The sequence below is a fragment of the Nocardia sp. NPDC051750 genome, from assembly GCF_044453135.1.
GTDB lineage: Bacteria > Actinomycetota > Actinomycetes > Mycobacteriales > Mycobacteriaceae > Nocardia.
This window is the reverse complement of sequence record NZ_JBITCK010000001.1, coordinates 1262121-1274172: the sequence shown is the minus strand read 5'-3', so window position 1 is coordinate 1274172 and position 12052 is coordinate 1262121. Positions and strand designations below refer to the sequence as shown.

Annotated in this window: 12 protein-coding genes and 1 pseudogene; 7 read left to right on the top strand and 6 right to left on the bottom strand. The window is 67.4% G+C overall.

The features are described from left to right. Positions 1–24: 24 nt before the first annotated feature. The gene (locus tag ACIA75_RS05605) at positions 25–183 is read right to left on the bottom strand and encodes a hypothetical protein (protein ID WP_397100223.1); all 159 of its coding nucleotides are present in this window, start codon (positions 181–183) and stop codon (positions 25–27) included. A 46-nt stretch (positions 184–229) separates the two neighbouring features. On the opposite strand from ACIA75_RS05605, the pseudogene ACIA75_RS05600 reads away from it, so the two are divergent. Beyond that, positions 230–850: pseudogene (locus ACIA75_RS05600) on the top strand (cytochrome P450); the annotation flags it as partial. A 54-nt stretch (positions 851–904) separates the two neighbouring features. Here ACIA75_RS05600 and ACIA75_RS05595 read toward each other — a convergent pair. Together ACIA75_RS05595 and ACIA75_RS05590 are read right to left on the bottom strand one after the other, a co-directional pair. Next, the gene (locus ACIA75_RS05595; protein ID WP_397100972.1) at positions 905–2059 is read right to left on the bottom strand and encodes an acetyl-CoA C-acetyltransferase; all 1155 of its coding nucleotides are present in this window, start codon (positions 2057–2059) and stop codon (positions 905–907) included. 44 nt (positions 2060–2103) lie between these two features. Then, entirely contained in the window at positions 2104–2715 is a 612-nt protein-coding gene (locus ACIA75_RS05590) for a TetR/AcrR family transcriptional regulator (protein ID WP_397100221.1), read from the bottom strand. A gap of 294 nt (positions 2716–3009) precedes the next feature. Between ACIA75_RS05590 and ACIA75_RS05585 the strand changes: the two genes are divergently transcribed. Beyond that, positions 3010–3516, top strand: coding sequence for a nitroreductase/quinone reductase family protein (locus ACIA75_RS05585; protein ID WP_397100219.1), 507 nt, complete (start codon positions 3010–3012; stop codon positions 3514–3516). 63 nt (positions 3517–3579) lie between these two features. On the opposite strand, the gene ACIA75_RS05580 is transcribed toward ACIA75_RS05585, so the two are convergent. Continuing rightward, the gene (locus ACIA75_RS05580; protein ID WP_397100216.1) at positions 3580–4377 is read right to left on the bottom strand and encodes an SDR family oxidoreductase; all 798 of its coding nucleotides are present in this window, start codon (positions 4375–4377) and stop codon (positions 3580–3582) included. Beyond that, complete coding sequence (locus tag ACIA75_RS05575; RefSeq protein ID WP_397100970.1) at positions 4374–5525, bottom strand: acyl-CoA dehydrogenase family protein; 1152 nt, start codon at positions 5523–5525, stop codon at positions 4374–4376. The genes ACIA75_RS05580 and ACIA75_RS05575 overlap by 4 nt, the downstream gene beginning before the upstream one ends. Positions 5526–5774: 249 nt before the next feature. Between ACIA75_RS05575 and ACIA75_RS05570 the strand changes: the two genes are divergently transcribed. The 5 genes from ACIA75_RS05570 to ACIA75_RS05550 all read left to right on the top strand — a co-directional run bounded on the left by ACIA75_RS05570 (position 5775) and on the right by ACIA75_RS05550 (position 11564). After that, the gene (locus ACIA75_RS05570; RefSeq protein WP_397100214.1) at positions 5775–7343 is read left to right on the top strand and encodes a FadD3 family acyl-CoA ligase; all 1569 of its coding nucleotides are present in this window, start codon (positions 5775–5777) and stop codon (positions 7341–7343) included. Then, positions 7343–8263, top strand: coding sequence for an enoyl-CoA hydratase (locus ACIA75_RS05565; protein ID WP_397100212.1), 921 nt, complete (start codon positions 7343–7345; stop codon positions 8261–8263). Before ACIA75_RS05570 ends, ACIA75_RS05565 begins: the two co-directional genes overlap by 1 nt. Next, entirely contained in the window at positions 8264–9403 is a 1140-nt protein-coding gene (locus tag ACIA75_RS05560; RefSeq protein WP_397100209.1) for an acyl-CoA dehydrogenase family protein, read from the top strand. Further along, complete coding sequence (locus tag ACIA75_RS05555; RefSeq protein WP_397100207.1) at positions 9400–10434, top strand: acyl-CoA dehydrogenase family protein; 1035 nt, start codon at positions 9400–9402, stop codon at positions 10432–10434. Before ACIA75_RS05560 ends, ACIA75_RS05555 begins: the two co-directional genes overlap by 4 nt. 77 nt (positions 10435–10511) lie before the next feature. Then, a complete protein-coding gene (locus ACIA75_RS05550) occupies positions 10512–11564 on the top strand; it encodes an acyl-CoA dehydrogenase family protein (protein WP_397100205.1) in 1053 nt (350 codons plus the stop codon). A 44-nt stretch (positions 11565–11608) separates the two neighbouring features. Here ACIA75_RS05550 and ACIA75_RS05545 read toward each other — a convergent pair whose 3' ends face one another. Next, a complete protein-coding gene (locus ACIA75_RS05545) occupies positions 11609–11926 on the bottom strand; it encodes a type II toxin-antitoxin system VapC family toxin (protein ID WP_397100968.1) in 318 nt (105 codons plus the stop codon). Positions 11927–12052: the final 126 nt, after the last annotated feature.

The following is a 12052-nucleotide window of genomic DNA, read 5'->3' as shown; positions in this document are numbered from 1 at the left end:
CATAGGCTAACTATCTATTTCCAGCTACGCGAGTGGGATGCCCGCCACATGCCGCAACTGGGCGAGGAAGGTCGCGCGGTCGTCGCCCGGGACCACGTAATGACAGGCCGCGAGGCGGATGATCGCCGCGGCGACGATATCGACGTCCGGACCCTCGATCATCGGACGGATGAGGTCGCGCATTGCTCGCCGCCTTCGGTCGCTACGAGCAGCAGAACACGCGATACCGCTGGAACGCCGGCCCGGGGAAACCGGTATGCGCCCGGAAGCGAAACAGGCGATCGAGGAGGCCGGGCGCTACCACTTCGAGTTGATCTTGGAACGGCGTGCCCGCCCCCGCGACGATATGATCAGCCGTCTCATCGAGGCCGAAGTAGACCGCGGCGACGGGGTCGCGACCAGGCTGACCGATCTCGAAATCGCCGGTTTCATCTCGCTACTGGGCGGCGCGGGCGCCGAAACCGTCGCGAAACTCATCGGAATCGCCGCCGTACTGTTCGCCGACCACCCGGAGCAATGGCAGGCCCTGCGCGACGTCCACCTGCACGACCGGACCATCCCGCAGGGCAGCCACGTCCTGATGCTGCTGGCCTCGGCCACGCGCGACGAGAACGCTTTCCACAATGCCGGCCGATTCGATATCGACCGCCCGCATTCCGGGCACAATCTCGGTTTCGGCTACGGCATCCACAGCTGCCTGGGCGCTGCCCTGGCCCGGATGGAAGGCCGGATCGCCCTGGACGCCCTACTCGACGTCATGCCGGAGTTCACCCTCGACCGAGAGGGTCTGCAGCGAGCCACGACGACGAACGTCGCCGGCTGGGCCAACGTGCCCGTGCACGTGGGCTGAACCCGCCGCAGCGGTATCGCCGGATCGTGACCGGCGATACCTCCGTGCGGTGATCTAGCGTTCGATCCGTTCGATGATGGTCGCGTTCGCCGTCCCGCCGCCCTCGCAGATGGTGAGCAGGCCGTAGCGGCCGTTGATCCGCTCCAGTTCGTTGAGCAGCGTCGCGAACAACTTGGCCCCCGTCGCGCCCAGCGGATGACCCAGCGCGATCGCCCCGCCGTTCACATTCACTTTCTCCGGATCGGCCCCGGTCTCCTTCAACCAGGCCAGCACCACCGGCGCGAAGGCCTCGTTGATCTCGATCGCGTCGATATCGTCGATGGTCAGACCGGTTTTCTCCAGCGCCCACTTGGTCGCCGGAATCGGCGCGGTGAGCATGTAGAGCGGATCGGCGCCGCGAGCGCTGACATGGATGATCCGGGCACGCGGGGTCAGGCCGTATTCCTGCACCGCCCAGTCCGAGGCCAGCAGCGTAGCGCTGGCGCCATCGGAGATCTGCGAAGCGACGGCGGCGGTAAGAGGGCTGCCCTCTTCCAGCGCGGGCAGCGAGGCCATCTTCTCCAGGCTGGTTTCCCGCGGACCCTGGTCGATCCAGAAATCTCCCACCGGGACGATCTCCTTGTCGAACCGGCCGTCTTTGATTGCGGCGCGGGCCCGGTCGTGGCTGCGCAGTGCCCAGCGTTCCATATCCTCGCGGCTGATCCCCCACTTCTCGGCGATCATCTGGGCGCCACGGAACTGGGACACCTCACCGGTGCCGTACCGGTGGTCCCAGCCCGTCGAACCGACGAACGGGGAATCGAAACCGTATTCCTTACCGGCCAGCATGGCCGCGGAGATCGGGATGGCGCTCATGTTCTGCACACCGCCGGCCACGATCATCTCCGCCGTACCGCTCATGATCGCCTGAGCGCCGAAGTTGATCGCCTGCTGACTGGACCCGCACTGCCGGTCGACGGTGACCCCAGGAACTTCCTCCGGATATCCGGCGGCCAGCCACATCGTCCGGCCGATATTCCCGGCCTGCGGGCCGACATTGTCGACGCAGCCGACGATCACATCGTCGACGTTCGCCGGATCGACCGGGTTACGCGACAGCAGGCCCTGCAGCGCGGCCGCGCCGAGGTCGGCGGGATGCACTCCGGCCAGCGCACCACCGCGCTTGCCGATCGGGGTGCGCACCGCGTCGATCACATACGCCTCACGCAGCGGTGCGTAGGGGCGGCGGGCAGCTGTAGCCATGGGATTGTCTCCTAATCGGTGTGGCCCGGCACGGTGAGCCCGTCGAGCACGATGGTGAGGTATTGCTTGGCGAGAGCGTCGACGGTGACCGATCCGCCACCCGGCTGGTACCAGCGAACAGCCACCCAGACCGTGTCGCGCAGGAAGCGATAGGCCAGATCGATATCGAGTTCGGCGCGGAAGCTACCGTCGGAGACACCGCTGGCGAGCACCCGCCGCCACAGATCCTTGAATTCCCGGTTGTAGTCGTCGATATAGGCGAACCGCTCGGCCGAACGCAGCCGTTTGGCCTCGGATTGGTAGATGGCGACCGCGGCATGGGAGCGGTCGAACGATTCGTAGGAAGCCAGCACCAGGGCCTCCAGCGTGGCGCGGGCGCTCAGACCGGCGGTCACGATCTCGCGGTAGCGGCCGAAGAGATCGTCCAGGAACCCGCGCAGGATCTCGTCTACCATCCCCTCTTTCGAGGAGAAGTGGTGGTAGAGGCTGCCGGAGAGGATGCCGGCGGCGTCGGCGATATCTCGCACCGTGGTGGAGCGCACGCCCCGCTCGGCGAACAGCTCGGCCGCCAAGTCGAGGAGTTCGGTTCGCCGGGCCGATTTCGAAGGGTCGGGTGCGGTCACCCCGCCATAATACAACCAAGCATTTGCTTGGGTCCATGGTCACCGGATACGAATCGGGCCCGGCGTTTCCGGCTCCCCCCTCTAATCGGAGCCGGACCCGCCGGGCCCGAATAGCGGAAAAGCGCTTCCGCACTACTTTCCGATCAGTTGGACGCGCGATACCGGGACCCGGTTCCGCGGCCTCGAGGATTCACCTGTGATCGCGACTCAGTTCGCATATCTGTGACGGCGCCGACTGCCGGGGAGAAGGTCGAAACACGGAAGCGCCTGGCGTCCGCCGGTATATTCCGGCCCATGACGACGCCTTTCCCGCAGTGGCAGTGGGGTTCACGGGACAACCCGCTGTCCCGTATCGCCGGCAAGTTCGCAGCCACCGCGCCGGGGTCGTGGGTGATCCGCACACTCACCCCGCTGGACCGCCGGTTGCTGGAACGTACGGGCGCCAAGTACACGGTGCTGGGCCCGATCGGCGCACCCGTCATCCTGCTCACCACCACCGGACGCAAATCCGGGCAGCCGCGCACCCAGCCGTTGCTGTACGTGCACGGCGGCGACACCCTGTACGTCATCGGCAGCAATTTCGGCCAGACCCGGCATCCGGCCTGGAGTGCCAACCTGCTCGCCGAACCCCGCGCGACCGTGGCGATCGCGGGCGAGCGCATCCCCGTGACCGCCACGCCGGTCGAAGGACCGGCGAAAGAAGAAATCTTCCGGCAGTTCGTCGATCTGGTGAGCGCATATTCCGTCTACCGCGAGCGGACCACCCGCGATCTGCGCATATTCGCGCTCACCAAGGCCTGAACGGGTCTGCCACACGGCGACCCGGCAGGCCCGGCAACGAACGTGCCGGGCCGGTGATCCGGCCTACGCGCGCTGGCTGCTGATCGACACCACCTCGCCGGTGAGGTAGGTGGTGTAGTCGCTGGCGAGCATGGCGATCGTGGCGGCCACCTCCCACGGTTCGGCCGCGCGGCCGAAAGCCTCCCGCTCGGAGAGACTGTCGAGCAATTCACTGGAACTGACCTTGTCCAGGAAGGCATGCCGGGCGATACTCGGCGACACCGCATTGATCCGGACCCCGAGCTCGGCCGCCTCGACCGCGCTGCACCTGGTCAGGGCCATCACCCCGGCCTTGGCGGCAGCGTAGTGGGCCTGCCCGTACTGGGCGCGCCAGCCCAGCACGCTGGCATTGTTGACGATCACGCCACCGTGCTTCGCCTCGCGGAAGTAGTTCAGCGCGGCCCGGGTACAGCGGAACGTGCCGTTGAGGGTGATATCCAGGACCCGGTCCCACTGCTCGTCGGTCATATCGACGACCGGCGTCTCCCCGCCGAGCCCGGCATTGTTGACGAAGATATCGACCCCGCCCAGCGCGGCGGCGGATCCGCGGACGAGCTCGTCGACCTGCGCGGTGCTGGTCACATCACAGACGAGGGCGTGCACCTTGCGATCGGCGAATTCCTCGGACAGCTCGACCCGGGTCGCTTCCAAACGCCGTTCGTGCCAGTCGGATACCACCACGTCGGCGCCCTCGTTCAGCAGCCGGCGGGCCGTGGCGGAACCGATCCCGGTACCCGCGGCCGCGGTGACGACGGCCCGGCGTCCGGTGAGCAGCCCGTGGCCGGGGGTCTGCTGCGGGGCGATGGACAGGGGGCCGCTCACTGCCGGGCCTCCCGGGGGAGTCCGAGCACCCGCTCGGAGATGATGTTGCGCTGCACTTCGTTCGAACCTCCGTAGATCGTATCGGCGCGGGTGAACAGGTACAGCCGCTGCCATTCGTCGAGATCGCCGTCGGCGGCGACCAGTCCGGCGGCACCGCGCACCGCCATGGCGAGTTCGCCGAGACCGCGATGCCAGTTCGCCCAGAGCAGTTTGCCCACCGATGCCTGGCCGCCGTCGTCGGCGGTTTCGGCCATCGTCCGCATAGCATGGGCGCGCAGCACCCGCAGGCCCACCCACGCCCGGTCCACCTTGTCCGCCAGCAGCGGATCGTCGAGTGCGCCGGAATCGCGGGCCAGCTCTTCGATGGCCGCCAGTTCCCGGGCGAAGCGGATCTGCTGCCCGAGGGTGGAGATACCGCGTTCGACATTCAGCGTGCCCATGGCGACCCGCCAGCCGTCACCCGGTTCGCCGACCACGAGATCGGCCTCGGTACGGGCGTTGTCGAAGAACACCTCGTTGAATTCGGAGGTTCCGGTGAGCTGCACGATGGGCCGGACCTCGATTCCCGGCTGGTCCATCGGGACCAGTAAGTAGGACAGTCCTTTGTGGCGTTTCGAACCGGGTTCGGTGCGGCATACCGCGAAACACCAGTCGGCCACATGTGCCAGTGAGGTCCAGATCTTCTGGCCGTTGATCGACCATCCATCGTCATCGAGCCGGGCCGAGGTCGAGACCGCGGCCAGGTCGGAGCCGGCGCCCGGTTCGGAGTAGCCCTGGCACCACAGTTCGGTGACCGTGCGGATACCCGGCAGGAACCGGTCGCGCTGGGCGTCGGTGCCGAAGGCCAGCAGGGTCGGGCCGAGTAGTTCCTCGCCGACATGGGAAACGCGGGCCGGCGCGTTCGCCTTGGCGTATTCCTCGTGGAAGATGATCTGCTGGCGCACGCTCGCCGCCCGGCCCCCGTATTCGACGGGCCAGCCGAGGCAGGTCCAGCCCGCGGCGGCCAGGGCGCGGTCCCATTCCAGGCGTTCGTCGAACGCCTCGTGCTCACGACCCGGTCCGCCGAGTCCGCGCAGTTCCCGGAACTCACCGCCCAGCTGTTCGTCGAGCCAGCCGCGGACCTGCGCGGTGAATTCACCGTCGCTCAGCGCGGCCACGCTGGTCCGCTCGACAGCGATACGCGACGTCGCCGCGGCATCATCACGCGGCTCGGCCGGGCCGGCGACACGCGGCCCTGGGGCCGGTTCGGCTGATTGCCGACCGCCGTCGGGACCGGTACCGGATTCTGAGGTCTGGATAGCACCCACGCCGGTAGGATAACCTACCAAGCACTTGCTTTGTAGACTCCGCTCGAGACCGCGCGCACCGCACCCGGCCGCACGACTATGAGGACACCCGTGACAACCCCTGCGCACACACCGCCGGTGGCACAGACCATCCCCGCGGCCCTGCACGCCGCCGCCCAAAACTTCGGCACGGCGCCCGCGCTGGCCGACGGCCCCGTCCGGCTCGACTGGACCGAACTGCTCGAACAGGTCCAGGACGTGGCGCGGGCACTGCTGGCCCGCGGCATCCAGGTCGGCGACCGGGTGGCGATCTGGTCGCCGAACACCTGGCACTGGGTGGTCGCCGCGCTGGGCGCGCACTACGCCGGGGCGACGCTGGTCCCCCTCAACACCCGCTACGTCGCCGACGAAGTCGTCGATGTGCTGCGCCGGGTGGATGCCAAGGCACTCTTCATCGCCGGCACGTTCCTGAAACGCGACCGCCTCGCCGAACTGCGCGCGACCGCACCGGACCTGCGGATCGACACGGTCGTGGTACTTCCGGTCGAAGGCCCACAGGAACCGGCCTCCGATGCCCTGAACTGGGCCGATCTGGCCGTAACCGGAGCGTCGGTGACGCGGGAGCAAGCCCTCGGACGCGCCGAATCGATCACGGGTGACGAGCTGTCCGACATCCTGTTCACCTCGGGCACGACCGGCCGCAGCAAGGGTGTGCTCATCGCGCACCGGCAGACGCTCTCGGCGGTCCGCGGCTGGACCGAATGCGCCACTCTGAACAGCACCGACAACTACCTGATCGTGAACCCGTTCTTTCACAGCTTCGGCTACAAGGCGGGGATCGTCGCCTGCGTGCTGACCGGGGCGACCATGATTCCGCAGATCGTGTTCGATGTGCCGACCACCATGCGCCTGATCGATCAGGAGAAGATCACCGTCCTGCCCGGCCCGCCCACCATCTACCAGACGATTCTGGATTTCCCGGAACGCAGCGAATTCGACCTCAGCGGTCTGCGGGTCGCGATCACCGGCGCGGCGCAGGTACCGGTCGTGCTGATCGAACGGATGCGCGCGGAACTGGATTTCGATGTGGTGCTCACCGCCTACGGTCTCTCCGAATCCACCGGTTTCGGCACCATGTGCCGGGTCGACGACGACGCCGAAACCATTGCCGGGACGAGCGGGCGCCCCATGGCCGGGTTCGAGCTGAAGTTGAGCGACGCGGGAGAAGTACTGCTGCGCGGGCCCAACGTGATGCTCGGTTATCTCGACGATCCGAAGAGCACCGCGGAAACCATCGACGCCGACGGATGGCTGCACACCGGCGATATCGGGGTGGTCGACGACCGCGGCTACCTGAAGATCACCGATCGGCTCAAGGATATGTACGTCAGCGGCGGATTCAATGTCTATCCCGCCGAAATAGAACAGGCCCTCGCCCGCCTGGACGGCGTGGCCACCTCCGCGGTGATCGGGGTACCCGACACCAGGATGGGCGAGGTGGGCAAGGCCTTCATCGTCCGCACCCCGGGTGCGTCGCTCACCGAGGACCAGGTGTTCTCCTACGCCACCAAGACGCTGGCCAATTTCAAGGTGCCGCGTTTCGTCGAATTCCGCGACGAACTGCCCTACAACGCCGCCGGCAAGGTGCTCAAACGCCAGTTACGTGAGGAGAATTCGTAATGCCCGACGACACCGAGAACAACACTGGTGAGAATGGGAGCGTTCCCTACGAACCCGATGTGGTGACCTACGAGCGCCGGGGCGCTATTGCTGTCGTCACCCTGAACCGGCCGGACTACCGCAATGCGCAGAACTCCGTGATGACCTATGCGATCGACGCCGCCTTCGAACGCGCGGTGGAGGATCCCGAGGTCAAGGTCATCGTGCTGGCCGGTAACGGGAAACATTTCAGCGCCGGACACGATCTGGGCACTCCGGGCCGCGACCATCACGTGAAATATCAGAACAAGGCCGCTCTCTGGTGGGATCATGTCGACCGCCCCGGGGGCGATCAGCGCTTCGCCCGGGAGACGGAGGTGTACCTGGGGATGTGCCGCCGGTGGCGGGAGATCCCCAAGCCGACCATCGCCATGGTGCAGGGCGCCTGTATCGCGGGCGGGCTCATGCTGGCCTGGGTCTGTGACCTGATCGTCGCGTCCGACGACGCGTTCTTCTCCGACCCGGTGGTGCGCATGGGCATTCCGGGCGTCGAATATTTCGCTCACCCGTGGGTCATGGGCCCGCGTGCCGCCAAGGAATTCCTGTACACCGGCGACCGTTTCGACGCGGCGCAGGCCAAGGAATGGGGCATGGTCAACCGGGTCGTTCCGCGCGCGGAATTGGAATCCGAAACCATGGCGCTGGCGGAGAAGATCTCGGCGATGCCGCAATTCGGCCTGGCACTGACCAAGAAAGCGGTCAATCAGTCCGAAGACCTCATGGGGATGCGCACCGGTATGGACTCCGTATTCGGCCTGCACCATTTTGCCCATGCGCACAATGCCGAGGTCGGCGCGGATTCACTGGGCGGCATGAATGCCAAAACCATGAAAGCGCAGGCGAGTACGGCCGGCGCGAAAACGGAAGACGGGAAAGCCTAGATGGATCTCGATCTCGACGACAGCACCCGGGAATTCCAGCGGGAGGTCCGCGAGTTCCTGGCCGCGAACGTCCCCGCCGAACCCCTGCCCTCGATGGACACCGAGGCCGGGTTCGAGGCCCATCGGGCCTGGGAACGCACCCTGGCCGACGCCCGGCTGTCGGTGGTCTCCTGGCCCGCGGAATTCGGCGGGCGCGATGCCTCACTGCTGGAATGGGTGCTGTTCGAGCAGGAGTACTACGCGGCGGGCGCGCCGGGCCGGGTGAGCCAGAACGGTATCTTCCTGCTCGCCCCCACCCTCTTCGAACACGGCACACCGGAACAGCTGGAACGGATCATGCCGCGAATGGCCCGCGGCGACGATATCTGGGCGCAGGCGTGGTCCGAACCGGAAGCCGGTAGCGATCTGGCCGGTATCCGTTCCACCGCCCGTCGCACCGACGGCGGCTGGGTGCTCAGCGGCCAGAAAACCTGGAGCTCGCGGGCGGCGTTCGCGGACTGGGCCTTCGGCCTGTTCCGCAGCGACCCCGAAGCCGAACGGCACCGCGGGCTCACGTACCTGATGTTCCCGCTCACCGCCGAAGGCGTCACCGTCCGGCCTATCCCCCAGTTGGACGGCGAACCCGGGTTCGCGGAGATCTTCCTCGACGATGTCTTCGTCCCGGACAGCGATGTCATCGGCGCCCCGAACGAAGGCTGGCGGGTCGCGATGAGCACATCCAGCAACGAACGCGGCCTCTCCCTGCGCAGCCCCGGCCGCTTCAGCGCGACCGCCCAGCGGCTGATCGAGCTTTGGACCGAAAAGGGCGACACCGGCACTGCGGCCCGCGACGCCGTAGTGGACGCCTGGATCGGCAGCGAGGCCTACCGGCTGCACACCTTCGGCACCGTCACCCGGCTGAACGAGGGCGGCAAACTCGGCGCCGAATCCTCCATCACCAAGGTGTTCTGGTCCGAACTCGATATCGCCATGCACGAAACCGCGCTCGACCTGCTGGGCGCCGAAGCCGAGCAGGCGAGCCGCTGGACCGATGGCTATCTGTTCTCACTGTCCGGCCCGATCTATGCCGGCACCAACGAAATCCAACGCAATATCATCGCCGAGCGGCTCCTCGGCCTACCGAGGGGAGGCAGCCGATGAAATTCGCGCTCAGCCCGGAGCATCGGGACTTCGGTGCCAGTATCCGCAAAGTATTCGAATCCGGTTCGACGCCCGCCGCCGTGCGCGCGTGGAGCGCGGACGATCCCGCACCGGGTCGCGCGCTGATCGAACAGCTGGCCGCGGCCGGTGCGCTGGGTCTGACCATCACCGAGGAGTTCGGCGGCCTCGGCGCCGAACCGCTCGACCAGCTGGTCGCGTTCGTCGAGGTCGGCCGCGCCGCGGCGCCCGGTCCCCTGGTGGAATCGGCGGCCGCGATACCCGCGCTGCTCCAAGCGCTGGCCGCTACCGACCCCGAACCGGCACGCCGCTGGCTGCCGGGCATTTCTGACGGCACGCTGTCGGCCACGATCGGCTTCGCCGGACGGGGTGGTCGCGCGATCGCCGTGGACGCCGACCGATCCGACCTCGTACTCCTGGTCGACGGCGAACGCCTGAGCACGGGCCGCGTGGCCGAACAGGTGCGCTCGGTCGATCCGGCCCGGCGACTGTTCGTGCTCGAGTCCGACGAGCTGATCGCCGAGGGGTCTCAGGTGGCCGAGGCCACCGCCGCTGGGTTCGATTTCGGTGCGCTCGCGAATGCGGCGCAGCTGCTCGGCGCGGGCAAGGCACTGCTCGACGCCTCGACCGACTATGTGAAACAACGCAAACAGTTCGGCCGGCCGATCGGCGAGTTCCAGGCGATCAAGCAGAAACTGGCGGATGTCTTCATCGGACTCGATCTCGCCGAACCCCTGCTGTATCGGGCGGCGCTGACCACCGCGACCCCCACCCGATCCCGCGATATCTCCGCCGCGGCGGTCGCCTGCGCCGACGCTGCCTACCGGGCCGCCCGGTCCGCACTGCAGGTGCACGGCGCCATCGGCTACACCGCCGAATACGACCTGTCGCTCTGGCTGACCCGGGTCACCGCCCTGCGCAGCGCCTGGGGCACCCCGGACCTGCACCGCGGCCGAGTAGCCGACGCCCTGCGCGCAGGTCCCGCGGCGGATCCGTCGGGCGCACTCACCTGAGAACAGCAGCTGGGCAGCGGCCGGTGCCGGACGGATGTGCTGCCCCGGAATCCGTCCGGCGATACACGGGAGAAGAGATGATCAGCGAGGAACAGCAGGAGCTGGTGTCGGCGGTCCGGGGACTGCTCGCCAAACGCGATGCCCGGGCGGGTATCCGGCAGGCCATGGACACCGACCTGGGCTACGACCCGAACCTGTGGGCACAGCTGTGCGAACAGGTCGGGGTGGCCGCGCTGGCGATCCCCGAGGAGTACGGCGGTTTCGGCGCCGGTCTCGTCGAATCCCTGCTTGTCGTCGGCGAAATCGGCCGGACGCTGGCCGATGTGCCGATGCTCGGTTCGGCGGTCTTGGGCGCGCAGGCGGTGCTGCTGTCCGGCGACAGCGAGGCCTGCACCCGCCTGCTGCCCGGTGTCGCCGAGGGCAGCAGCACCCTCGCGGTCTGCTGGGCCTCCGCGCAGGGCTGGGACGAGTTCGGTGTCCGCGCCGACGGGGAAACTCTCGACGGCACCGCGCATTACGTCCTCGACGGAACCATCGCGGACACGCTGATCGTGGTCACCGAATCCGGACTGTTCGAAGTCGACCCATCCGCGGCCGGCGTACAGCGCCGGAAGACAGCGGCCATGGACCCGTCCCGGGCACTGTCCGACATCACATTCACAGGCACTCCCGCCCGCCGCCTCGGCACCGCCGACGCGGGCCCGGCCATCGAACGCCTCCGGCAGATCGCCTGGGCGGCGCTCGCGAACGAACAGGTCGGGGCCGCCGAGTACTGCCTGGCGGCGACAGTCGAATACACCAAGTCGCGGGTCCAGTTCGGCCGCGTAATCGGCAGTTTCCAGGCCCTCAAACACCGCATGGCCGATATGTACGTCCTGGCGGAATCCGCGAAATCCGCCGCCCTGGCCGCCGCCTTCGCCCTCACCGAAGACAACGAATCGGCCGCCGAAGATGTCTGGGTCGCCCGGCACCAGTGCTCCGAGGCGTTCTCCACCATCGCCGCCGAAACCATCCAGCTCCACGGCGGCATAGCCATCACCTGGGAACACGACGCCCACCTCTACTTCAAACGCGCCCACGGCGACGCCCACCTCTTCGGCACCCCGAAACGACCGGTGATCCACAGCTGACCTGACCGCCGGTTCGCTGTGGTGCGCCCGCCCGAGGCTCGGCGTCATACGGACAGGATCGGAACCTCGTACTTGTGGCACCACGGATCGCGTGTGGCCAGCATCAACCCTTCCGCGCTCGCCTGAGCCACCAGCATCCGGTCGAACGGATCGCGGTGAACAAGCGGAAGCCGACCCGCTGCGATGGCATGGTCCGGGCTGATCTGCAGCGTGACCAGACCGCGGTCACAGATGCGCTCGGGCAGGTCGGGCGGGCCGCCGAGTTTCCCTCCGGCCTGTTTGATGGCGACCTCCCACGCCGAAACAACACTGACAGCCACATCCGGATCGTGGTCGAGGCGATCCTTCAGTTCGTCGGACAGCGTCGGATCATCGGATATTGAACTGCTCCGCTGCGTTGCCGGCCATGTCCACCTCCTTAGCTAAGGTGTTAGGCCACTCGTCACGCCTTCGGTTGCTGTCAGGTCTCAGCGGCACAAAACTCGGTT